Source organism: Bacteroidales bacterium (genome assembly GCA_023229505.1).
GTDB lineage: Bacteria > Bacteroidota > Bacteroidia > Bacteroidales > JAGOPY01 > JAGOPY01.
Map to the genome: position 1 here is coordinate 68,237 of JALNZD010000010.1, position 24,351 is coordinate 92,587.

The 24,351-nt window shown below is 43.8% G+C and carries 16 protein-coding genes; 4 read left to right on the forward strand and 12 right to left on the reverse strand.

Translation table 11 applies throughout. The features are described from left to right. Positions 1-2: 2 nt before the first annotated feature. Positions 3-3,356, reverse strand: a complete 3,354-nt coding sequence (locus tag M0Q51_05445; GenBank protein ID MCK9399424.1) for a hypothetical protein — start codon at positions 3,354-3,356, stop codon at positions 3-5. A gap of 129 nt (positions 3,357-3,485) precedes the next feature. Between M0Q51_05445 and M0Q51_05450 the strand changes: the two genes are divergently transcribed. Genes M0Q51_05450 through folB form a run of 3 tightly spaced genes read left to right on the forward strand, consistent with a single transcriptional unit; the run spans position 3,486 to position 7,368 of the window. Further along, positions 3,486-5,456: a T9SS type A sorting domain-containing protein gene (locus tag M0Q51_05450; GenBank protein MCK9399425.1), complete on the forward strand. Its 1,971-nt coding sequence runs from the start codon at positions 3,486-3,488 to the stop codon at positions 5,454-5,456. A 3-nt stretch (positions 5,457-5,459) separates the two neighbouring features. Further along, positions 5,460-6,998 (forward strand): glutamate--tRNA ligase, encoded by a 1,539-nt coding sequence (gltX, locus tag M0Q51_05455; protein ID MCK9399426.1) that lies wholly within the window; start codon positions 5,460-5,462, stop codon positions 6,996-6,998. Between the two features lie 16 nt (positions 6,999-7,014). Next, complete coding sequence (gene folB / locus M0Q51_05460; protein MCK9399427.1) at positions 7,015-7,368, forward strand: dihydroneopterin aldolase; 354 nt, start codon at positions 7,015-7,017, stop codon at positions 7,366-7,368. A 331-nt stretch (positions 7,369-7,699) separates the two neighbouring features. On the opposite strand, the gene M0Q51_05465 is transcribed toward folB, so the two are convergent. From M0Q51_05465 to M0Q51_05505, 9 genes are all read right to left on the reverse strand, one after another. Beyond that, positions 7,700-9,931, reverse strand: coding sequence for a S46 family peptidase (locus tag M0Q51_05465; GenBank protein MCK9399428.1), 2,232 nt, complete (start codon positions 9,929-9,931; stop codon positions 7,700-7,702). 95 nt (positions 9,932-10,026) lie between these two features. Continuing rightward, positions 10,027-11,724, reverse strand: a complete 1,698-nt coding sequence (locus tag M0Q51_05470) for a Zn-dependent hydrolase (protein MCK9399429.1) — start codon at positions 11,722-11,724, stop codon at positions 10,027-10,029. Positions 11,725-11,816: 92 nt separating this feature from the next. Continuing rightward, positions 11,817-12,908: an efflux RND transporter periplasmic adaptor subunit gene (locus M0Q51_05475; GenBank protein ID MCK9399430.1), complete on the reverse strand. Its 1,092-nt coding sequence runs from the start codon at positions 12,906-12,908 to the stop codon at positions 11,817-11,819. A gap of 21 nt (positions 12,909-12,929) precedes the next feature. Beyond that, complete coding sequence (locus M0Q51_05480; GenBank protein ID MCK9399431.1) at positions 12,930-14,201, reverse strand: ABC transporter permease; 1,272 nt, start codon at positions 14,199-14,201, stop codon at positions 12,930-12,932. Between the two features lie 132 nt (positions 14,202-14,333). Further along, positions 14,334-15,575: an ABC transporter permease gene (locus tag M0Q51_05485; protein ID MCK9399432.1), complete on the reverse strand. Its 1,242-nt coding sequence runs from the start codon at positions 15,573-15,575 to the stop codon at positions 14,334-14,336. Positions 15,576-15,591: 16 nt separating this feature from the next. Continuing rightward, positions 15,592-16,302 (reverse strand): ABC transporter ATP-binding protein, encoded by a 711-nt coding sequence (locus M0Q51_05490; protein MCK9399433.1) that lies wholly within the window; start codon positions 16,300-16,302, stop codon positions 15,592-15,594. 21 nt (positions 16,303-16,323) lie between these two features. Continuing rightward, the gene (locus M0Q51_05495; GenBank protein MCK9399434.1) at positions 16,324-17,790 is read right to left on the reverse strand and encodes a TolC family protein; all 1,467 of its coding nucleotides are present in this window, start codon (positions 17,788-17,790) and stop codon (positions 16,324-16,326) included. A gap of 252 nt (positions 17,791-18,042) precedes the next feature. After that, positions 18,043-18,897, reverse strand: a complete 855-nt coding sequence (locus M0Q51_05500) for a hypothetical protein (protein MCK9399435.1) — start codon at positions 18,895-18,897, stop codon at positions 18,043-18,045. 15 nt (positions 18,898-18,912) lie between these two features. Then, on the reverse strand, positions 18,913-19,512 hold the full coding sequence (locus tag M0Q51_05505) for a DUF2179 domain-containing protein (GenBank protein ID MCK9399436.1): 600 nt from the start codon (positions 19,510-19,512) through the stop codon (positions 18,913-18,915). A 116-nt stretch (positions 19,513-19,628) separates the two neighbouring features. Here M0Q51_05505 and M0Q51_05510 point away from each other — a divergent pair, with 116 nt between their 5' ends. Then, positions 19,629-21,137, forward strand: coding sequence for a HAMP domain-containing histidine kinase (locus M0Q51_05510; GenBank protein ID MCK9399437.1), 1,509 nt, complete (start codon positions 19,629-19,631; stop codon positions 21,135-21,137). Between the two features lie 3 nt (positions 21,138-21,140). Here M0Q51_05510 and M0Q51_05515 read toward each other — a convergent pair whose 3' ends face one another. After that, positions 21,141-22,715: a 4Fe-4S dicluster domain-containing protein gene (locus tag M0Q51_05515; protein MCK9399438.1), complete on the reverse strand. Its 1,575-nt coding sequence runs from the start codon at positions 22,713-22,715 to the stop codon at positions 21,141-21,143. 2 nt (positions 22,716-22,717) lie between these two features. Further along, positions 22,718-23,638 (reverse strand): DUF362 domain-containing protein, encoded by a 921-nt coding sequence (locus tag M0Q51_05520; protein MCK9399439.1) that lies wholly within the window; start codon positions 23,636-23,638, stop codon positions 22,718-22,720. Positions 23,639-24,351: the final 713 nt, after the last annotated feature.

The following is a 24,351-nucleotide window of genomic DNA, read 5'->3' on the forward strand; positions in this document are numbered from 1 at the left end:
TATTAACGTAACTCAAAATAATAGAAGTATTGATTAACTTTTTGCTTATAAAATGGCCGCAGATTGGGCGGCATTGTTCTTAGCAATTCAATTTCATTTTCCTGTAATTTGTTATACTCTTTAAAATCCTCAGGGTTTCTATTGTTAATATCTTTCCCTTCCTTTGATTCCCTTTTCTCTTCCTGCTCGCGGATCAGTTCCGCTTTTTCATGCTTTAATAAACGGGTTTCTATATCTTTTAACCGATCTATGGTTTGCTGCGTTATGATTTTATTTACAAGTTCTGTTTCGGTTTTTTCCATTTGTTCCATCATTTCCTGCATTTCTTTGCTGTTGCCCATTCCCTGTTCTTTCATCTGGCCCTGGTATTGCTCCATCATTCTTCTGATAGCTTCCTGCTGAGCTGCCATCCGCGCGAAACCTTCACTATCCGCTGAATTACGGCTTTCATTCGATTTAGACGGGTTATTGCCATTTTGCTTCATTTGCTGGATCTGCTGGTTTAGTTTCTGTTGCATCTCCCGCATGCTTTTCATCGATGAAGAACCCTTTCCCGGCTTAGGGCTGCCCTTTTTGCACTGCCCTGAACATTGCATCTGCATGGCTTTCATCATCTGTTCCAAAGCTTCAGATAAAAGAAGTGCCAGATTGTTAACAGAAGTCATAACAAATTGCTGGTTTTCCCCGGCAGGACCTTTTCTTCTTTCCGTCAATTCTCCCAAGGCCTTTCCGACATGGAGGTTTATATCCTGTATCTCCCTTGTAACAAAGGGCTCAATCATTTGCTGCCTCTTGCTCAGGGCCCATAATGAATCTTCAACCATCACCAGGTCATCCTTTATCCTGTTCTGGGCTTCAATGACAGACGGGAACTGGGGGTCCATGGTAGATATTTCGGAAGTCCTGCCTATCAGTTCTTCCTGGTCGAACGACAATTGGATCAGGTTTTCCAGGATTTCACGCAAAGCTTCTATGCTCTCCCCCAATTCTTCTGAATACATATCGCTTTGCATTTGCTCCATCTGGTCGGCCATTGATTTCATGCTTTGCGAGGCACTCCGCTGGGCAGGGGAGGCTTTTGATGGCTTTCCCATTTTGAGCATTTCCGATCCTTCCTGCATTTGTTGATGGATCTCCTCTTCAGCCTGATCGGTATTTTCAAGCGGATTCGGTTCCTGCAACTCCTTGTTTTTTTTCTCGAGCACATTCAGGTCTTCACGGAGTTGATTAAATTCTTCGTTCAGCTTATCCTGCTCCTTTTTTAATTGCTCCGCATCAGCATTCTTCTGTTCACTTTTGGCTCCCTGTTCCTCTTGCTTTTTGGCCAGATCTTTCAGTTTGTCGATGGATTCCTGAAGTTTCTTTTCGAATTCAAGTTGTTTAAACAATTCAAGGTTTCTGTCCAATTGCTTTTCAAGATCTTTATTATCAGTTTTTAATTTCTCCAGCATTTCATTAACCTTGTCTTTATCGACATTTTCCATCAGTTTTTGCAATTCCTCGAACATCTTCTTCATTTCATCAGTCATGACCTCGTCAAATAATTCCTCAAGTCTTTGCTGTTTTCGGATCAATTCTTCATCAGTTTGCTTATATTGCTGCTCCTGAATGGATTTTACCTGGTTTTCTTTCTGGATCTTTTCCACTTTTTCCTGCAGTTGTTTTTGCTCATCCAATAAGTCCTGGATCTGCTGTTTCTCCTGCCATCCGATGTTTTCCTTATCAATCAGTTTACGGCTAAGTTCTTCCGCCTTTTTCTGCAGGTCTTTGGCTTCCTGTATGCTACTTTCCAGATCTTCCGTGATTTTCTGGCTATCCTCTTCCGTTTTTTTATCGATCTCGTCCATAGTGGGTGCCCTGAAAATCATCGGCTGGGAACGAGTGACCTTACTCCCGTTGATACCATCATTATCCCATATTTCAAAATGATATACGATTTGTGTACCCGGTTCAATATTAATGGAATCAAGATCGAAAAAATGAAAAAACTGCTGCTGGTTGCTTAGCTTACTCACCGGCAGTTCAACGATGAATTCATTTTCCGGTTCAGCGCCTGTTTTACCTTCCTGATCAAACTGGTAGTTGAAGGTCAACCTGCTGAACCCATAATCATCCTTAATCAATCCTGTGAAATAAATCTTCTTGTCAAAGATAGAGTCCCTGACCTGGTCAATGTTTATCGTCGGGTAATTATCCGGTATGATACTTACTGTATAAGTCAGCGAGTCAGAATTCCGAAGAAATTCATTAGCCGAAACAACTGCATAAATATTACTTTTTAAAGCACGGCCGGTAAATATAAAAGTGTTAGTGGACTCATTATCAAGTTTTTGATATTCTTCTCCCCATCGAAAGAAAATGTTCCGTGTATCCCTGGTAAAGAATTTCCATCTGATCATTGTTCCCAGCGGCACAATCATGTCACCAGTATTTTCAATCGTTTCATCAACTTTTCCGGTATAGGAGGGATAATCCAGTGCTACTTCAAAACTGAGAACGATGGGTTTGGGGAACACCAAAAGTTCAAACTGGCCGGATTTAAAAAGGTCGTTTAACACGTAAAACCGCTTTGTTTCCTGAACATTCCTGAATTTATACTGAAACATCACCGGGCTTTTCTTTTCCATCCTGTATTGAATACCGTTCATTTCAAGAAAGAGGTCTGCGGGCAATTCAGTGCCTTCAACTTTTATTTCGAATAAAAAGTCTTCCTGCTGAAAGGTTTCCAGTTTTTCATTCAGCACGGTAATCGTGAAAGGGGCCGGAGGTATATATACTGTCTGATATTTCACAATCCTTTCAGAAGGTTCAGTAATAACCCGCGGGGAAATTATAAGGATCAGGATGATAATAATAACCGGAGGAAGTGCATAGCGAAGATACCTTAGGTTCTGCTTTATATCGATGGCGAGGACAAATGGCACCGGGCGCAATTTATTGATTTTCTGGTCGATGCTGGCACGGATCAGGTCGCCGGAAATTTCCGGATTCTGATCCTGAAGCATTTTCAGTTGCAGTGTGTTCAGCAGTTTGTCGTTGATCTCGGGAAAGTGAGTTCCGATAATTCCCGCTGCCTCTTCATGGCTGATAATTTTCCCCAGCTTCAAAAGGTTAAAGGCCGGGATCAGGATCAATTGCCACAATATCAATACGTTGAGGCTAATATAAGAATAGAAGATTACTGTCCTGGTAACCGTGTTAAAGCGTCCGAAGTATTCAGAAAGTATGATGACCAGGAAGAAAATTGTCAGCAAAGCAATGAAAAAAATACCACCCCTGACCAACCGGTTTTTATAATATTTCCGGATGAACTCGTCAAGCTTGCCGATCAGTATCGAGTAATTATCTGTTGTCATGCTTTTTCAAAAGCCCAGGGAGTCACCTCTTGTAACGAAATAGAACAAATAATTATTATCTTTGTTCTCCTTTACAAAGTTAGTGATTGTTTTCCGCCGTCTTCCCGGCATTGGAAATTATTTTACATCATGAAAAAACTCCTGCTTTCTGTTGCGCTGATCTTTTCTTTCATGCTGACCAAAGGGCAATACAACGTTCCGGAAGCATTTGATGAAGATTATTGTCATTATATCAAATCCTGTGAAAACCAGCTTAAATATTACGCTGCACCACTGATCAGCAATGCTTTGCTTGAAAAATATGATGTAACCTTTTATTTCCTGGACCTGAACGTTGAAAACAACACGGTTGCCGTGAGCGGCAATGTGACTATCAAAGCAAAACCGACCATTGCAGCGCTTGACACGTTTGCTTTTGAACTGATCTCCGCGATGACTATCGATTCGGTTTTTGTCGACGGAATACAGCGGACATTCCAGCATACCAATGACCTGGCGATAGTGCCATTGTCGTCACCAATTCCGCAGGGGACAATATTTTCTGTGAAGGTATATTACCAGGGGACTCCATCTACCGGGGGATTTTTTTCCGGTGTTTCGACCGACTATTCCACCCAATACCAGAAAAATGTGACCTGGACCCTGGCTGAGCCATACGCGGCAAAAGACTGGTGGCCGACCAAGCAGGATCTCCGGGATAAAGCTGATTCCGTATGGGTTTTCCTGACGACAAGCCCCGAAAACAAGGCCGGATCGGAGGGCTTGCTGACGGGAATAACGACCATGCCCAACGGGAAAGTCCGCTATGAATGGAAAAGCTATTACCCGATCGATTATTACCTGATTTCATTTGCTGTGGCAGATTACCAGGATTACAGCCTGTATGCTTTCCCGGAAGGTACTTCGGATTCCGTGCTCATACAGAATTATATCTACGATCATCCCAACTGCCTGCCTGACAACAAGGGTGCAATTGACCAGACGGCTGCTTTCATCGAATTATTTTCCGATTTGTTCGGGCTTTATCCTTTTATTGATGAAAAATACGGGCATTGCCTGACCAAGTTCGGCGGCGGTATGGAACACCAGACAATGACGACTATTGGCGGCTTTAGTTTTGGCATAGTCGCTCATGAGCTTGGACACATGTGGTTTGGGGATAAAGTAACCTGTGCCACCTGGAGTGATATCTGGATCAACGAAGGATTTGCCACCTATACCGATTACCTGGCCCATTCGTTTTTAAGCACCCCATATTATGATTCCCTGTGGTTAAAGATCCACCACGACCAGGTTAAGGTACAACCCGGAGGAAGTGTTTATGTTCCGCCTGAAGAACTCGGTGATATCTGGCGTATATTCGACGGACGGTTATCCTACAGCAAGGGTGCCTTACTGTTGCATATGATACGATTTGAACTTCAGGACGATGATATGTTTTTTAATGTTCTTAAGACTTATGTCGAAGAATATGGAGATTCCGTGGCAACCGGAGACAATTTCAGGGACTGGTTAGAATCCGTTTCGGGTAAAAATTTTACGGATTTCTTCAATCAATGGTACTATGGAGAAGGTTACCCGGTTTATGATATCGTTTGGCACCAGGGTGGAAACAAACTGGATATTATTTCCACCCAAACCACTTCCACCAGCATAACGCCATTGTTTAAGATGCTTGTTCCCTATCACCTGAATTTTACTGACGGAACAGATTCAACTCTTTTACTTTACCAGGATGCTAACCTTAATTCCTACACTATTCCGATCTCAAAGACTATTGATAATATTGTATTGGATCCCAGACAATGGATCCTTCACAAGCTCAACAGCCTTTCATTAGGGTTGGAAGAAACGGAAAGCCCGTTACACTTCACCCTGGGGCCGAATCCTGCGAAGGATTATCTCCGTATTTTCTTCTCACGCCCGTCTGATAAATCATTTACCCTCTTTATTTCCGATCTGACCGGAAGGCAAGTCTTCAGGCAAACCATGGAAAATGCTGATCGTTTCATCGATATAAGCAAGTTTTCGCCTGGTATATACCTGGTTTCCCTGTCGGATGGGACTGATGTGCTTAATAAGAAACTTATTGTTGAATAAATAATGCCTAATATCCCAACCCAAGTCCGCGTCCGCTTTGCCCCCAGTCCAACGGGACCATTGCATATCGGAGGAGTCAGGACGGCTTTGTATAATTATTTGTTTGCCCGCCATTCCGGCGGAAAAATGATCCTCCGGATCGAGGATACGGACCAGAATCGATATGTCCCGGGTGCGGAAGATTACATCATTGATTCGTTGAACTGGGCCGGGATCCTGTTTGATGAAGGTGTTCATGTTGGCGGGCCTTTTGCGCCATACCGCCAGTCGGACCGGAAAGATATCTACCGCAAATATGCCGATGAGCTGATCAGAAACGGGCATGCATATTATTGTTTCGATGCTGCAGAAGAGCTTGACGCGAGGCGTAAAGAGGCTGAAAAGGAAAAGCATGTCTTTACGTATGATGCTTCAGTGAGGATGGGGATGAAGAATTCCCTTGCCCTTTCTCCTGAAGAAACACAGCGGCGTTTGCAGTCAGGAAAGCCGTATGTAATCCGTTTTCTTATCCCGGAAAACGAGACAATGGTATTTCATGACCTGATACGCGGCGAAATGACTGTAAATACCCCTACACTGGACGACAAGGTGCTGTTCAAGTCTGATGGAATGCCCACTTATCACCTGGCCAATATCGTCGATGATCACCTGATGCAGATATCCCATGTGATCAGGGGGGAAGAATGGCTTCCGTCTCTTCCGTTACATATTCTGCTATACCGGAGTTTTAGGTGGCAGCCGCCTTTGTTTGCGCATCTTCCGCTTATCCTGAAACCTGAAGGATCGGGCAAGCTCAGTAAACGAGATGGCGACAGGCTGGGTTTCCCCGTATTCCCGATGGAATGGAAGGATCCATTCACTAAGGAGGTCTCTTCAGGATATCGAGAGTCAGGATATTTTCCTGAAACCTTAGTAAATATGCTGGCCCTGCTGGGATGGAACCCCGGCACCGAAAAGGAAATTTTTTCCCTGGAAGAGCTGACTCATGAGTTTTCGATTGAACGGATCGGCAAATCTGGTTCTCGTTTTGATCCGGGCAAAATAAAATGGTTCAATCACCATTACCTGGTTACCAAACCCACAGAAGAGCTCATAGCCATGTTCCAGGAAATCCTGAAAAACAAAGGCGTTGTGGCTACCGACACATTTGTCGGCCGGGTCGTTGAACTTGTAAAAGACCGGTCCGATTTCGTCAGTAATTTCTGGGACCAGTCGTCTTTCTTTTTCCAGCCACCCCAATCATACGATATGGACATTGTCAGAAAGAAGTGGAAAGATGATACTCCAATGCTTCTGAAAGCTTTTGGTGATCTTCTTCCAACTCTTGACGATTTCCATGCTGAAAACATCAAGGCACTGGCCGAAAAATTTGTGCAGGAAAAGGGTACTGGCTTAGGACAGTTAATGAATCCTCTCAGGCTCTGCCTGGTTGGCGGCAGTTTCGGCCCTGATCTTTCCCTGATCTGTGAAATGCTTGGAAAAGATGAGGTAATATCGAGAATAGCGAAGGCCCTGGATCATATATTGCAACAGCAGGTTTAATACCATCATTCAGGAAATGGGACAAATATCGATCGAAGGCATGGAATTTTTCGCCTACCATGGCTGCTTCAAAGAGGAGCAGATCATTGGCACCCGCTTTATTGTTGATCTTTTCATGGAAACAGACACTCAGGAAGCCGAAGTGACTGATAACCTGGCAAAAACGGTTAATTACCAGGCAGTTTATGGCTTTGTGGCGAAAGAGATGGCTGTTAAGTCGCACCTGCTGGAAAATGTCGCCAGGCGGATACTAAAACGTATAGCCCGGGAATTTCCTCAAATAACTGCCTCCAGGATAAAGATATCAAAGATGAACCCGCCCGTTGGCGGTAAAGTTGAAAAAGTAAGCATAGAATTAAATAGTCATTAAGTTGTCATTTATTGTAATTTTCTCATTGACAACCTTATGACAACCTTATGACTACCTTATGACAATCCATAACGAATTATCAATGTGCCCGCGGTGCGGAAAGCATTTCAGCTGCAGTAAATCCTGTAAGTGCTGGTGCTATGAGGTGTTTTTGCCTTTGGATAAGCTGGTGGAGATTGAAAATCTCTATGACAGCTGCCTTTGTCCTGCCTGCCTGAATGAGTATGCAAAGCAGAAACCCCAGGATGGGAAGTTTTCCAGGAATAGTTTCATCTATACGAAAAAACAAAAACCAACTTAAAAAAGAATACTATAACTTCTTACTAAAGAATTATTTCTTCCCAACTGTTTTCTCCACCTCCTTTGGTTTTACTTCCCGGGGGATCTTTATCTTCTTAGGCCCAAAGGTCAGTTCATCGATCAGGTTTTGTGCACCGGCATATTTATCAATGATGAAAAGCACATAACGGATATCCACACAGATGGTACGCTGAAGTTTAGGTTCATAAGCGATATTACCGCTCATGGCTTCCCAGTTTCCGTCGAAAGCCAGTCCGATAAGTTCACCATTTCCATTGATCACCGGACTTCCGGAATTCCCGCCGGTAATATCATTGTCGGTCAGGAAGCAGGTTACGAGGTCATCCCCGCTTCCATATCTTCCGAAATCCTTTTTAGCATATAATTCCTTCAATTTTGCCGGAACGATGAATTCCTCATTGGTGGGGTCTTCTTTATCCATAACACCGCTTAAATGCGTCACATAGTCAAAATAGACCGCATCAGCGCCTTTATAATCCAGCACTGATCCATAAGTGAAGCGCATCGTGAAGTTGGCATCGGGATAAAAGGTCTTATCCGGCATCATTTCCCGAAGACCGGCCATGAAGAGCCTTTCGTTCTTTCCGATTTCCTGGTTAGCGACCCTGTATTCACCTGACATGGTCATCATCGCTCCCATTAATTCTCCGCCAAGCTTATAAGCCGGATCTTTCGCAATAGCTTTGAAGCTGGGTTTATCCAGAAATGCATTGGTTTTCTCTAATGAGCTGAAGATTGACTTTTCGAATAAATCAGCAGCCATAGCCTGAAAATCACCTTTGTACTTCGCCACCATATCTTTGAAGCCATTGGGCTGCTTGTCGGCTGGCATCTCCTTTGAATAAATTTCCATCAATCGTGCGAAGACTTTTTGATCAGTCGGGGCATTGTAATCTTTGAATTGTTCTTTGGCCGATTCTCTCAGCTCATTGACAGTTTCATCAATAGCGCCGGTTTTATCCTTGCTTTCCAGCAGACCGGCCAGTTGTGTGAATGTTTGGGCAAAACCGAGAATCTCCGGTGAATTGGCACCAAGGGCAGCCAGGATAAATGGTTCGAATTTGGAACCGATTTGCCCGTATCCTGATTCTAAGTTTTTTAAGACGTTCTCATATTTTTCCTGGCGTGCCTTATCCTGGGCGATCCATTGCGTGAACTTCGCTTCTATCTCTTCTTTCTGTCCTTTCACATTCAGTTTTTTCAAACCTTTTAATTCTCCGAGGTAGTATTTCCAGCCATTAGCCGTGGAAGCATATTTGGAGGCATATTTGATCCCGACTTCCCGGTCGGCATCCATATCTTCTTTCCAGATTGACAGTTGTTCACCAAGTAACCTGACAATATTTGGATCAAAATATTTAATCTGGAAATCAACACCATAGGAGCAAAGGTAACGGTCGGTGCTTCCCGGATAACCCCAGATCATAGCAAAGTCGCCTTTTTCCACGCCTGCAATGCTGACAGGTAGGTGGTGCTTTGGTTTGAAGGGTACGTTATCTTTGGAATAAGCGGCCGGGCTGCCATCAGGAGCGGTATAGACCCTGAAAATGCTGAAGTCGCCAGTATGCCGGGGCCACATCCAGTTGTCGGTATCGCCTCCGAATTTGCCTATAGATGATGGCGGGGCGCCGACAAGGCGAATATCGGTGTAAACCTCATAAACGAACAGGTAATACTCATTCCCGTTGAAAAAGCTTGTCACATTCACAAAGTATTTCTTGCCGGGATCGGCATTTTTCTTCAACCTGGTGGTGATTTCCCTGACCTTGGCCGACCTGCCGGAGGCTGACATGGTATCGGAAAGAAAGGGTATGATTGAATCGGTCACATCTTCCATTCGTATAAAGAATGTAGCGCTGAGGTCCTCGTTCGGAAGCTCTTCTTCCTTGCTCATAGCCCAAAAACCGTCTGTAAGGTAATCGTGCTCTATAGAGCTGTGTTTCTGAATCACATCAAATCCGCAATGGTGGTTCGTGAAAAGCAGTCCCTGGTCAGAAACTACTTCCGCGGTGCAGAAAAAACCGCCGGGCTGGTTGCCATTCCCCAGGCCAACGATGGCGTCTTTCATGCTGGAGTTATTGATACTGTATATTTCTTCAGCGGTGAGATGGAGTCCCATTTTCTGCATATCCACATAATTCAGCCTTTCCACGAAGATGGGCAACCACATACCTTCATCTGCCCTAAGCGAAGATCCGAAGAACAGGATAAATAGTGCAACAAGTAGATTTAAACATTTCATTGTCAGATTGTTAAATTGCTAAATAATTATATTGTCCGATTGTTCGATAGCTCGATTGCTGGTACTTTGAACTTTGCACTTTGAACTTTGCACTCTTAAAGGCCAAGTACTTTTTTCCCTTTTTCAAACACCACATCAACCGGGATATTAGCCGCATTGATACGTTCAAGGTCAGCCTGGAGGTCCGGTTTGACGACACCTTCGGTTTCCACCCACTGTTTGGCTGCTGCATAATCGCCATCACCCTGGATATAGACAATCTTTTGTACCAGCTTTTCCATGGCGGCTTTTGTCTTCTCAAAATCAACCGTAAAAGTTCCATTGGTATTACGGGTGAAAGCGCCCTCTTCCCGGAAGAAGTTAAAGCGCATCATGTTTGATTTGCCGTGAGCACTGGCTGCGCCGAATCGTACAGAACGGAAAGTGCCCGCAAAGAAAGTCACGTAGTTGTCCATCACCTGCCCTTCGGTCAGTTCTCCCATTTCATAGAGTTTGGTAACGAGATACAGTCCCATGATATCGGCTTTACCTTCTTCGATGGAAGAATACATTTCTTTAAGGGCAGTCCTGGCAGGTCCTTTACCGTTGATAGTATTCTTAACACCCATGGCGTGGGCCACTTCGTGGAACATGGTATTTTCGAAGAAAGCGTTGAAGGTAACATTATTGCGCTGGGATGGGTCGATAAGCAGATCTGCGATGGGGATCATGATCTTATCAAACTTCGCCTGCATGGCATTTTTAAGCTGTAGTTTGCGGGAACCTTTCTTCAGTTGAACTTCCTCGTCGTTTGGCAGGTTAATGGCGATAGTTTTGCTCCCGGCGTTGCAGTCGCCTGCATAGTAAACCACATCATAGGCATTCAGGTCGGCATCGGCTCCGGGGATTTCTGTCTTATACTCATCCTTCACCGGCAGTCCGCGTTGCAGGTTGGGAAGCATGGCTGCATATTTCACAAGGCGTGCACTCCAGACCGGGTCCTTGATCAGGATATAGCTTTCGAAAGCGGCTTTGTAACCAAACAGGGCATCTTCATAATTCTCGATAGGACCGACAACGAAATCGATATCAGATGACCGCATTTCCATCCACGCAAAATCGCTGGCCTGGTATTGGCTTGTGAGTAAGGCGTCAGCGCGAAGTTCAAGGTATTTTTTCAGTCCGGCATCTTCCGCCAGGGAAGCAGCCTGTTTTATCAATACAGCAGCCTTTTTCAACTGTGTTTCAAAAGCCTGGTGGTACCAGATACTGCGGAGGGTGCCGTCTTCATTACGGCGGATGATAGTATAGAGGCTTTTCTTATTTGGATCATTGAAAGCTTCGAATTCCTCTTTGGTCATATCCACCGGGTAAAAATTGGCTCCTTCAGGTTTTGGTCCTATTTCAACGATGAATGACTTGTTTCCATCGAGACGGTCCCATGGGCCGTAGTTGACCAGTGCAAATTTGCGGGCAGTTTCATCCTGTATCCTCGCGAGGAAGGCGTCTTTCGGGCCCATGGCCTGCTGCCAGAACAGGCCGTCCATGATATCGGCGACATCAAACAGGATGGAAAGGATCTGTTTTTCCTTTGCAGACAGATGGCTGATATCGGAGGTCAGGGTAAAAGGGGCGAAAGTGCCGAGGCGCTGGGCCACGTGTTCGGGTGATGCAGGTGTCAGGGGTTGTTGCCCCGGAACAGATCCTGAATACTCATTTTCCATCTGGGATTCAGTTTTTGCAGCTTGCTGGCAGGAAATAGTAAAAACTACCACCATGGCCAATAGGATTGAAGATAAAAATTTGTAAAGCATGGTATTGATTATTAGGATTTTTTAAGCAGCGAAGTTACTTTAAATCTGCTTAAAGTATCACTTTATCAGCGATTTTTAGGCTTATTTATCCATCATTTTAACGATCCGCCCGGTTTCTTGATCTTATCTTCCATCGACAGCCCCGATTTCACTTCGACGTTGATTCCATCGGAGAGGCCGGTTTTTATATATCTCTTTTCAAATTGTTGTGGCGCAACTTCAACCTCCACGTATGAGGAATCGCCTTCAAACTGGAGGATACTTTCAGGAATAGCCATCACGCTGTCGGTCCGGTCGAGGACAACTTTTGCATTAGCGCTGTAACCGGCGCGGATGAACTGGTCTTGTTTCAGTTCCACGTTGGCTTTGATCTCAAACTGGATAGCTCCGTTTTCTTCTATCCCTTTTGGTGATATATGTTCCAAAACCGCGCTGAAGGAAGCATCATCAATGGCCCCTACGGTCAGGATCAGCGGCATGCCTTCCCGGATCTTTCCGACTTCGGTTTCATCGATCTTTCCTTCGAAGATCATATCGCCCATATCGGCCACGGAAGCGATGGTTGTACCATCATTAAATGTATTGCTTTCGATGACGGAAAACCCAACTTCAACCGGAACATCCAGAACCATGCCTTCAGCGGTCGACTTGACTATTGTATTGGTTACCTGGCCGCCTTTTTTAGTCTGGCCTTCTTTGATCAGTTCCAGGTTGTTTTCGGCCGCTTCCACTTCTTCTATGGCATTTTTATAAGCCAGGTCATAAGCTTCGAATTCAGCACGGGCAATGACTCCCTGGTCCAGCAGGTCTTTTTGCCGGTCATAATGTCTCTTCGAATCCTCAAAACTGATTTTGGCCCGGTTAAGGCGGGATTGAGCATTATTCAGATTGACCATATCCGGTATAATCTTGATTTTGGCGATCAGGTCACCTTTTTTGATCATATCACCTGCTTCGACATAAAGTTCCTCCACGATTCCGGAGACCTGCGGCTTGATCATGATCTCTTTCCGGGGAACCACTGATCCGGTAGCCACCGTGCTTTTAATGATCTCTGTTTTCACGGCCTGGGTGGTTTCGTATTCAATGGGTTTGGCCTGCGATTTCTGATAAAGGAAATAAATAGTATAAACGAAAATCGATATCACAACCACTCCTGCCAGTATTTTTAACGCTTTTTTCATAGACTGTATGATATTATTAAGTTATTCATCTCTTAATGCATCGATCGGTTTGATGCTGACCGCACGGCGGGCCGGGATTAAACCGGCAAATATGCCTGAAATGACCAGGATACCTAAGGACAACATCGCCATATTGAAATTAATTTCCGGGTTCCGGAACATTTCTGATTCCGCGCCACTCGATGTGATCAGGTAGTCCACCAGTTCTATCAGGCCTACCCCAATGACTAAGCCGACATAACCTGCCATGGTGGTCAGGAAGACAGATTCCACGATGATCTGGCTTATAATGGCAGAAGGCGGAGCGCCGATAGCCCGTTGTATTCCAATCTCTTTTGTCCGTTCTTTCACCACGATCAGCATTATATTGCTCACCCCGACGACTCCGGCAAAAAGTGTTCCTGATCCTACGATCCAGACCAGAATGGTTATCCCCGCGAACAGGTTATTAAACTTGTTGAATTCCGTCTCCATATTCCAGGAGCCAATAGCGCGGTTATCATCAGGATGAATGTGGTGCCTGGTCTTTAGAAAATCTTTGGTCTTCTGCTCTAATTCTGATGCAGGGACGCCTTTCTTTGCCGTAATAGAATACCATCCCACTATATCGCCGTAATTATAAGTTTGCTGGAGCGTATTAAAGGGCATATAGATCGATTTTTCATCCCTTTCAGCCTGAAACCCGCGTTGTTTGGATTTTACAACTCCAACCACCTTAAAATAAACACCCTGTATCTGCAGGTATTCTCCAATAGGGTTTTCATCTTTTTTAAACATTTCCTGGTAAACCCTGTCACCAATGACGATTATTTTACGCTGTTCGTCAACATCCATTTTATTAATCAGCCGGCCTTGCGCGACTTTCACGGGCATAATTTCGAAGAATTCCGGGGTATCACCATAAATATCGAAAGCCCCGGTCCGCTCACCCCGGATCACATTGCTGCCGCCGCCCCTGAAACCAAATGCCTGTAACCTGGGTGCAACTTTATCAGCTTCGGGAATGTTTTGTTTAATGGCTTCTGTATCAGCATTCCGGAAATTATAAAAGCGGCCCCGCTGGAATCCTTTATAAGGCATGCTTGTGCGTTGGGTCCACATAAAAAAGCTGTTGGTCGCCATATTTCCAAAACCTTCCAGTGCACTGTTCCGTAAGCCATTACCAGAGCCCATCATAACAACAAGGAGGAAAATCCCCCAGAAAACGCCAAACGCGGTAAAGAAGGTTCTAAGTTTGTTCTTTTTCAGAACAATCACGATCTCCTGCCATTTGTCGTAATCAAGGATACTCATATTCAATTTTTCATATTTTCTTTAAAAAAGGCAGGGGGGTTTTATTAGCATCCCTCAGTGTCCCCCTGCCCGAGCAAGCATTAACCATTTTGCTGCCATGAGAAAACTACAACCCTTTGGATTGTATAATGTTCATTCATATCTCAGTGCTTCTATCGGTTGAATACGGGCGGCTTTCCGTGCCGGTACAAAACCTGCCAGCATGCCTGAAACAACCATAACCACGGTTGCTCCCAGTGCAACGCTGATATTCACTTCCGGGTTTTTAAAGAAAGTATCTGAACTTTCAAAAACGGGCGATATCAGTTCCAACAAACCCACCCCCATGACCAGCCCGATGTAACCGGCAAAAGAAGTTATCAGCACCGACTCAAGGAGTATAAGGCTTATGATGGACCAGGGCGTCGCGCCCAGGGCCTTTCGAATACCAATCTCCTGCGTTCTTTCTTTTACCACGATCATCATGATATTGCTGACACCGACAACCCCGGCAATAATTGTCCCGATGCCGATGATCCATATAAAAAGCCTGATTGAGGCGAAAAGGTTGAGGAACTGTTTGAACTGTTCGAGGTTATTCCACACACCTACTGCCCGTTGGTCAGTGGGATCAAACTTATGGGATTGGGCAATGGTCTGACGTATCTTTTCAGCCATAGCCTGGCTTTCCTCCACATCAATATCTTTGGTTACAATGCTCAGGTTAGCTATCTTGTTGCCATAATTAAAGATCCGCTGCGCCGTGGAAAGCGGCACGTAAACCCGCTGCATATCCCTGTCGCCTCCGACATCGCTAAATACTCCAGTCACTTTGAACGGTATGCCGCTGACATGGATAAATTTTCCCATCGGATCTTCTCCTTTAAATAGGGCATCCCTTACAATGATGCTGATGATCACAACCTTTCTGAAATCCTTAATATCATCATCATTAATAAACCTGCCGGATAAAACATCCAGGGTTTCGTAATAACCATAACCCGGATGGCAGGCAATAATATCAAAGTTGCCGTATTCTTTTTTATATGAAATGGTATTGTTCTGCCAGACATTTATCCTTCCGGAGATTTTGTCGATGTGGGGAATTTCCTTTTTCACGAGGTCATGATCCTCATTGGTGAACTGGATGGTTCGGCCAGCTTTAAGCCCTTTGTAAGCCACGCTGGTCTGGCCGGGGTTTATCCAGAGCGTATTGGTGGCATCACCTTCAAATTCTTTCCTGACGCCATTTTCCAGGCCATTACCCGACCCAAGCAGGATGATGAGCATAAAGATCCCCCAGGCAACGCTGAACCCTGTCAGGAACGTGCGCAGTTTGTTTTTCTTCATAGTTTCGAAGATCTCCTGCCATTTATCCCAGTCGAAAATGCCCATGGTGTGCTTGAACTTTTTAATCAGTTGGTTGAAAATAATGATGCTTATTTTTTCCGTTCACCTCTGTCCGCTCGATCAGGCCGTCTTTAAGATGGATGATCCTGTCGGTCGAATGGGCTATATCGTATTCGTGGGTTACGATCAGAATTGTGATCCCGGTCTGGTTGATTTCCTTTAGCAATTCCATCATTTCCATGGAAGTTTTTGAATCAAGCGCTCCCGTTGGCTCGTCGGCCAAAATGATACGGGGATTTGATACCAGAGCCCTGGCTATGGCTATACGTTGTTTCTGGCCACCCGACAATTCGTTAGGTAAATGATGCCACCATTCGGTCAGGTCCATTTTTTCAAGCATATCCATGGCGATCTTGTTACGTTTCTTCCGTCCGATACCTTTGTAATACAGCGGCAGAGCAACATTTTCCATAGCATTTTTAAAGGAGATCAGGTTGAACGACTGGAAGACAAAGCCAATCATTTCATTCCGGAGCTGTGCTGCTTTCTTTTCTGAAAGATCTTTAATGGGCAATCCATCGAGAATGTATTCGCCTTCATCATGATTATCAAGTATGCCGATTACATTAAGCAAGGTAGATTTTCCCGATCCTGAAGAACCCATGATAGAAACGAGTTCGCCTTTTTTTATATCCAGGTCAATCCCTTTCAGGACATGCAAGGGATTCTTACCAATCCCGTAAGACTTATTGATATTTTTCAACCTGATGATAAGGTCTTCCATTATAACAAATTATTTCAGGGTTATAGGATTACCCATATAAAAATCAAGAATGGTTGTTGTGTAAATAAAGCGGTATTTTGCCTGCAACATGTCTGATTCGGCGCGGGTCAGTTCTTTCTTGGTTTCGTTATATTGAACCGATGTAACGAGCCCGACGCCCAACTTTTGTTCTGAATACTTAAATGCTTCCTTCTGGGCTTGCAGTTTCTTTTCTGAAGCATTAAAGTTCTTTAAGGCTGCTACCGCATCGGCATAAGCCCTCTGGATTTTCTCATTCAGGTTGAGTTTTGTTTGTTGAAGTGTCAGATCTGCTTCTTCCTTCAGGATCTTAGCCTGGCTGATGGCCGTCCTGGCTTGCCAGCCATTGAAGATCGGGATCTGAAGAGAGAAGGAGAGACTTTTATTCTGATTATCATTAAGTTGATCTCCAAAAGGGATCACTGTACCCCCGGTATAACGAGTACCCAATAGTGTAACAGGTTCCAGCGTGTTTTGCGTATATCCTGCATTTTCATAAAGTACGCCAATGCTATCATAGCCTCCTTTAGAAGCACCGGAATACCCTGTTGCCCAGGAACCACTGAAGTTCAGGGTAGGACTGAGGTAACCCCGGGCAAAGGAGATTCCTTTTTCGGCGCTTTGAACGCGGTATTCTGCGCTTTTAATCTCCGGGCGGTTGCCAAGAGCCACCTGATAAATACTCTGTGCGTTGAGGGTAACCTGAGGTGCTTCGATGGGTTTAAGTTCCGGTGATTCTATGCGGAATCCCGCAGTAACAGGAAGATCAATCAATTGTTGCAGGGTGAGATAAGAAATAGCCAGCTTGTTTTCAGCCTCAATAAGGGCTAATTCTTCTGTAGCAGCCTGGGCTTCAATGTTAAGCAGATCCCCGCGGGCCAATGTACCGGCCTGGACCATTTTTTCCATCCGGTTCACCTGTTGTTTGGTCACAGCAAGCTGTTCTCCGGCTACTGCGTAAATTTCCTTATTATACAGGATGTCAAGGTAATAACCAGCTACGGCGATGGAAATATCATCCATAAGTAAATCGAGGTCGTACTGTGTAGCAAGCCAGTCAAGCTTGCTCTGGTTCATCGTATTGATCTGTTGTAATCCCTGGAACAGGTTAAATTGGGTCCCCAGATAAAAGTTATTGGACTGGACCCTTGTTGTGGCAAACTGGTTCGTATACCGGTCGACGGTATTTCCCCAGTTATAGCCATGGGTAGCACCTGCATTGAGGCTGGGAAGCATTCCCAGTTTGCTTTGGAGCAGCAGGTCTTTTTGGTTCCCGACATTCAGCACTTGTTTCTTTATGTCGATGTTGTTGTCGAGCGCATAGGTGATACATTCTTCCAGTGTCCATTCTTTTTCCTGGGAGGATGCGGCCAGGAATGAGAATAGAATAGTTGTGGTAATCAGCGTTCTTAGTGTTTTGTTTAAGATGTTTTTTTGGTTAATGCTCTTGAGGTTCATGCTTAATCAGATTTAGATCTTTTTTAAAGTAACGCATCTTTGCAGCGAAAAATATGCCATTATCGTATTTTATTAATTTTAAATTATTTATGTTTTAATTTTACGCATTAGGACGAAAATGACGTTCATATTGTTACACTATATGTCCGGTAGTGAACAATAGTTAGTGCAAATATGCAGAAGCAAAAGTATAATAAGCTGTACTAATCAACAAGGGGGCAGGTGGAATTTACAAATGGTAGTATTCTGCATTTATTTAAACTCGTAGGCCATTACCCGGTTATCATTGAAAGTAGGGACCAAAAGCAATTTCATGGACGGGATGAATTCTATGTCTGCTGCATTGATTCCGGCTAAAGAAGTATCAAGAATTTTTTCAATTTTTTTATCCGTTCCGGCGAGAAAAACATTTCCCTGCCAGTCAGAGAATAGGTAACGGCCATCGCCGGTTCCTTCTAATCCATCAATACTGCCTGTGTTGTCAAGCCATACTGTGATTTCTTTATCCTCTATGCCAGCCTGGCTGATATTATTACATCCTATCAGCAATTGCTTTCCCTCAATAAACAGCCCATTCGGGTAAGTAAGGGTTGTATCAAACAGCCAGACTTCGGAGACGTCTTCATATATCCTGTAAATCCTGGTTCCCATCATATCGGAAATGTAAACCGCTCCAATTTGATCAATAGCAATATCGTTAAGAAATCTTGCTTCAGGAAAATCGTAGTACCGCATAATCTTAGCGCTTTTGATATCAATCTCGGCAACCCTGTCGATATCAGTCACAAAAAGTTTGCCTTTATAAATACCCATACCTTTCGGGGCATTGAGGCCGGTCATCCATCTCAGTTCTAAAATTTTTCCATCGGGTGATAACTTCGAGATAAATCCATTCCCGTCCTTATCGTTCGGTTTACCGTTGATATTCGAAACAAATAATTCCATACCTGCCGAGTCGTAGCAAACGGATTCCGGAACCTTCAATTCCGGTGGTGTCTCCCACTTTTTAACCAGTTTATCGCTTTGGAAGATCTTTACATCCTGTGCTATGCCTGAAATATAAAATAGACACAGAATTAATGCGGAAAAGAACATGGGTTTTTTCATGGCTTTTTTTTAATTTCATTTTCCTTTTCTGACATCATTGAATAAAGCCAGAGGAGAAAACATTTTTTTGCGCGACATCCGGAAAAAGCCTTCTTTAGCTGTTTTTACATCTTCAATCGTTATAAATGACTGCGGGTTATGTTCCTGGATAATGCCTAAAACTTCTTTCAGATCTTTCCGTTTAACAATAGTGAAGATCATCTTCAATTTTCCGGTCATCCCTTCAATATCTACCAGTGAAGCCCCAAAGCTTTGTTCTCTGAGGTGATTGATGAGATTGGATGTATCCATTTTCGGCACTACCCTGATCAGCACGGTACCCAGCGACATTTTTTCATCGAGATAGATCCCGAGGTAGTTACCTGTGGCAAACCCGAAACCATAGGCGATGTAGCACAAGAAATTATCCAGGTGCTGCATGATCTGACCAATGGCCAACAACCAGATTATGACCTCGAAGAATCCCAGCAATGGCGCATAGAATTTATATCCCTTTGAAACGAAGATCAGCCGGAGGGTTCCAATACTTACATCAAGGATACGGGCAAAAAAGATCAATAATGGAAGGATTACCCAGGTAAAAAGATTGGAGTCGGTAAGAAAAGTGGTTTCCATGGCAATAATTTAATTTACATTATCTTTGCGATCTTAAGAAAACTTAACACCAATAAGTTACAGTTAGTCACTCAATAAATCAGCATTTATCCCGTTAAGGACAAAATACTTTTCCGGTGCAAATTTACTACAAGAAAAAGAGATGGAAGTGGCTATTATTTGGTGCGGCCGTGCTGATCATCATTATTTCCCTCTGGTATACCAACGTGCTGGTCAAACAGATTGCCGAAGATGAGCGGTTGAGCATCAATATCTGGTCGAATGCCATTCAGCGAAAAGCTAACCTGGTAAATTACACAAAAGCGTTTTTCGACCAGATCAAGGAAGAGGAATACAAAAGGGCCCTGTTGCTGGCAGAAGCTTATCGTAATTTGTTTTTTGAAGAATCATCGCGCACGGTGGAATTTTACCGGCAAATGCTGGAATACAATACCAAGATCCCTATCATCCTCACAGATGCAGAGGACCATATCCTGATTTATAAAAATATCAATGAAAAGGATATGTCCGGGATTACTGTTATGACCGACAGCCTGAAAAGAGAGTTTTCCTCATTTGAACCTATAAAAGTTCCCCTGGTCCAGGATGAATATCAACTCCTATATTTTAAAGAATCAACGATTTTTACCGAGCTCAGGTTTGTCTTAAACGACCTGGTTGAGTCCTTTTTCTCTGAAGTAGTGGGCAGTTCAGCTTCTGTGCCGGTGATGATAACCGACAGCACCGGGAAACTGGTCATTGAATCAGGTAACCTGGATAAAAACAAGCTCAAAGACCAGGAATATGTCAGTCATCTTATCGCCAGCATGTCTTTTGAAAACGATCCGATAGAAATCAGCCTTCCGGATTACGGCAAGAGCTATATTTATTACATGAACTCGTCCCTGATGGAGCAAATCATGTATTATCCCTATATCATGCTGACCGTCATCAGTGTTTTTCTTTTAATCTCCTATTTATTATTCAGTACAGCCAGAAAATCAGAACAAAACCTGGTCTGGATCGGGATGTCAAAAGAAACCGCACATCAGCTGGGAACACCGCTTTCATCGATTATGGCCTGGATGGAATTATTAAAGATGAAAGGGGAAAATATCGAAGAGTTAACGGAGATTGAAAAAGATGTAAAAAGGTTAGAAGATATAACTGAGAGGTTTTCCAAGATTGGTTCACCTTCAAAGCTGGAAGCACAAAACCTTGTCGGCGTACTTTACGAGTCAGTCGCCTACCTTGAGCCACGGATTTCTAAAAAAGTCAGGTTCCATATCAATCTTATTCCTGAAAAAGAAGTAATTGTACCGCTAAATAAACAACTTTTCGAATGGGTGGTGGAAAACATCTGTAAAAACGCCGTTGATGCCATGAGTAATTCAGGAACTATCAATATTAACATTGAAGAGGTCAACCAGCATGTAAACATCGATTTTGAAGATACAGGCAAAGGCATATACAAATCACAATTTAAAACCATTTTCCACCCGGGCTTTACCAGCAAAAAACGTGGCTGGGGCTTAGGGCTTTCATTGTCACGGCGAATCATTGTCAATTATCACAAAGGAAAGATCTTCGTAAAATCATCTGTGATTGATAAGGGAACAGTGATACGGGTGGTACTTAAAAAGTGAGCTTCAGAACGGGAACTCCTCCTTATAATCAATCTTCTCTTCTATTTTCACCTCTTTCGGTTTTTCGGCCACCAGGTGGAGTTGATTTCCCTCAACGTAGATGGATTTCGGATCGGTGGGGCAGGCGTATTCACAAGCCCCGCATCCAACACAGATTTTATTGTTAACCTCGGGAATGGTCAGTTTGTCTTTGTAAGGAACCATGTTAACTGCTTTGGTAGGACAATGTTCCGAACAAGCACCGCAAGCAGTATTCTTTGTATTGACAATACAATTTTCCTTGACAAAATTTGATTTTCCTAATTGAACGAGCTTTTTCTCATCCTTCTGAAGTGGCAGGATCGCGCCGGTCGGGCAGACCTCCCCGCATAAGGTACATTCAAAATTGCAAAAGCTGGTGATATAATCCATCCTCGGCTGAAGGAATCCCGTCAGGCCATAGAGGAAATAAGTTGGCTGCAGTACCTGTGTCGGGCAGGCGGAAACGCATAAGTGGCAGGCGGTGCACAATGAATTGAACCTCGCCTGGCTAAGGGCTCCGGGTGGCGTGACCGGATGCAGCCTGAAAATCGGTACCGGGGCCGGTATGGTCTCCTTCTTCTTTTCATCCTTTGAAAATACGAACCGGGTTGTATCCAAAGAAGCTACCAACAGCACACTTGTTTCCATTAAGAATTTTCTTTTGCCGGGATCATAAGCTGCAATCTTCACTTCATCCTTCTTCCAGAATGGCTGGAACTTCACCCCACCATCCGGACAGGGGGAAAGGCAGTTCATGCAGCCGACGCAGCGGCTGAAATCGACACTCTGTTCCTTTGGGTTGATGCATTCGGCTTTGCAAACAGCAGAACATTTTCCGCAACTGTTGCAGGCAGTTTTATCAAGCCTGATGCGGAACAGGGAATATCTCGCAAAAATGGCCAGAAAGGCTCCTACTGGGCACAAAGTGTTGCAATATAACCGGCCTCTTTTTAAAGAAAGGATTAATAGTCCGAGTGACCAAACCAATGCAACAATAAGGGCTGCTTTATTAACCGCCACCCATTTAACGGGAGCAAGCCCGTAAACATTGGCATAGGTCAACGCTTTTGATGCAATGTTGTTAATTAAAACGACGATCGGGCTGAACAGGTTATGGAAAATTTTCCCGAAAGCACTGTAAGGATCAAGCAGGTTAATCAGCAGGATGCTCCCCGTCAGCAGTGAAAGTATGACGACTGCCATCAGTCCGAAACGGAGCCAGTTAAGCGGTTTTTTAAATTTGTAAATGGTCTTCCGGGGAGACAATTTCCTGGCCATAAAGGAAAACAGGTCCTGTAAAGTCCCCAGCGGGCATAATGTTGAACAATATATCCTTCCAAATAACAAGGTCAGGATAATGATAACCACGAAGCCAAGTGCAACGGGAGCGAGAGTTGCCACAAACTGAACAACGGAGGGGATGAACTGTAAATACAAAAAGGCATGGGTGGCTTCGCTGAAGACCTTCCCGGTGAAATCGAGGAACAAAACAGCGATGACCGTAAAAAACAAGAGAGAAAGTAAAATCCGCAGTTTTTTCAGTCGGCCCTTTCGCATGTTCAAAGGATGATCCGGTGTACATTAAGTTGATCCAGTGACATCTTTCCGATGCCCATGGAATCAGCGATACCGATATAAGGCACATCTTCCGGGTCGATCCCGAAAAGTTTAGCTGATGCGGCATCGGCAGCGACCATATCGGTTGAGATGATCATGGATTTCATCAGGCTGACATCGGCTTCAGAAACGCCTCTCGGACCGTTTTTCATCATCACACGGTAAGCATCGACAATATTAAGAGTGGGCTTTTTAGCATAGGTTGCATAGTCGGCAATGCATTGGTGAAGGTCGTTACGGTGCCAGAAAGAACGGTCCCATACCACGCCCATAAGGTTTTTCATCGTTACCGTCAGTTTAGCGGAGCTATGGCATTTTAAAACCGGCATATTGATGAAAACATCTGATTCAAGGATTAATTCATGAACTTTAGCCGTTTTAAGGTTCTTACCCCCTGGGATTTCAACGGTTTGATAGTAGTTCTCCGCATTTCCCGGGGCAATTTTTCCGCCGGCATCTTTGACAGCTTGTTCAATGCCACTGGTGGCATAACAGCGGTCCCATTTGTCGCAGGTATTATCAAAAACATAAACCTCTTTAGCGCCGGCCTGCAGGCATTGCTGGATAACCCTTTTCACCAGTTTTGGGTTGGTATTGCCGGCCCTTTCAGGTAACACGTCCCAGCCAATATTGGGTTTGACTACCACGGTCTGTCCTTTCTGAACGAAGGCTTTCATTCCGCCCATTGCTTCAATGGCCTGATCGAACATGATGTCGGCTTCTCCGCCTTTAATGGCGACCAGGTCAAATGGTAAAGGAGCAAGGGGCATGCCCCAGAGTTTTTTATTGAAGGGTACTGAAAGGGAAGCCCCGGCAAAGGCCGCTGCGCTGATCCCTTTCCATATAAACTCACGCCTTTTCATGATTGAGGTGTATTACGTTTAAGCAGGCTAAATTAAATATATTTGGAATAACCTTGGGATTTCTTAGTAAGAAATTGTCTTTTAATCTTTTAACCACTTAGTGCCTTAGTGGTTTTCAGGAACTTTTGTAAGTATCTATATTGATATCCATTCCATATAGAAGATGGTACCTAAACAATTCAATTTAATTCATTATATTCGTCTCTTCAAACTGACCAAAATGTCGCCAGGCATTCTTTGGTTACTGCACATCTCAATTAAAGCCGCAAATTGATAATGATTAATTGACTTTCAGGTTACTGAAGGTAATTAATTAGTATTAAAAGTTCTTTTTAAAACGGCTGTCATTAACCTGTATGTAGGTTATTCTATTTTAATCCAAACTCCTGAATTGATTAGTTTACCGTTTTGAGTAACAGAATAAGGATAATATCCGCTCTCAATTTGTTGCAGGTCTATATAAGTAGTAAGGCCATCAAGCTTTTCCTGAACGATTTTGTCTCCTTTTTGATTATAAACCTGAATGATGCAATTTTTAAGTTGTGTGCGGACGATAAAGTAATCTTTGCCGGGATTGGGATAAATTATAACTCAAGTTTCGCAGTAAAAACACGTGCTTTATTTAATATGTTAATAACAAGATGATAACTTAGGGTTAAAAATGTGGGTCATGTTATGTAAGTAATTAAATTTAAGTTGCTTACAAAAAATAA

Bases quoted from the DNA above. Each gene is read 5' to 3' on its own strand.
- gltX (MCK9399426.1), top strand. From the start codon at position 5,460: ATGCCTAATATCCCAACCCAAGTCCGCGTCCGCTTTGCCCCCAGTCCA.
- M0Q51_05445 (MCK9399424.1), bottom strand. From the start codon at position 3,356: ATGACAACAGATAATTACTCGATACTGATCGGCAAGCTTGACGAGTTC.
- M0Q51_05500 (MCK9399435.1), bottom strand. From the start codon at position 18,897: ATGAAAAAACCCATGTTCTTTTCCGCATTAATTCTGTGTCTATTTTAT.
- M0Q51_05515 (MCK9399438.1), bottom strand. From the start codon at position 22,715: ATGCGAAAGGGCCGACTGAAAAAACTGCGGATTTTACTTTCTCTCTTG.
- M0Q51_05475 (MCK9399430.1), bottom strand. From the start codon at position 12,908: ATGAAAAAAGCGTTAAAAATACTGGCAGGAGTGGTTGTGATATCGATT.
- folB (MCK9399427.1), top strand. From the start codon at position 7,015: ATGGGACAAATATCGATCGAAGGCATGGAATTTTTCGCCTACCATGGC.
- M0Q51_05470 (MCK9399429.1), bottom strand. From the start codon at position 11,724: ATGCTTTACAAATTTTTATCTTCAATCCTATTGGCCATGGTGGTAGTT.
- M0Q51_05505 (MCK9399436.1), bottom strand. From the start codon at position 19,512: ATGGAAACCACTTTTCTTACCGACTCCAATCTTTTTACCTGGGTAATC.
- M0Q51_05520 (MCK9399439.1), bottom strand. From the start codon at position 23,638: ATGAAAAGGCGTGAGTTTATATGGAAAGGGATCAGCGCAGCGGCCTTT.
- M0Q51_05485 (MCK9399432.1), bottom strand. From the start codon at position 15,575: ATGGGCATTTTCGACTGGGATAAATGGCAGGAGATCTTCGAAACTATG.
- M0Q51_05450 (MCK9399425.1), top strand. From the start codon at position 3,486: ATGAAAAAACTCCTGCTTTCTGTTGCGCTGATCTTTTCTTTCATGCTG.
- M0Q51_05495 (MCK9399434.1), bottom strand. From the start codon at position 17,790: ATGAACCTCAAGAGCATTAACCAAAAAAACATCTTAAACAAAACACTA.
- M0Q51_05465 (MCK9399428.1), bottom strand. From the start codon at position 9,931: ATGAAATGTTTAAATCTACTTGTTGCACTATTTATCCTGTTCTTCGGA.
- M0Q51_05480 (MCK9399431.1), bottom strand. From the start codon at position 14,201: ATGAGTATCCTTGATTACGACAAATGGCAGGAGATCGTGATTGTTCTG.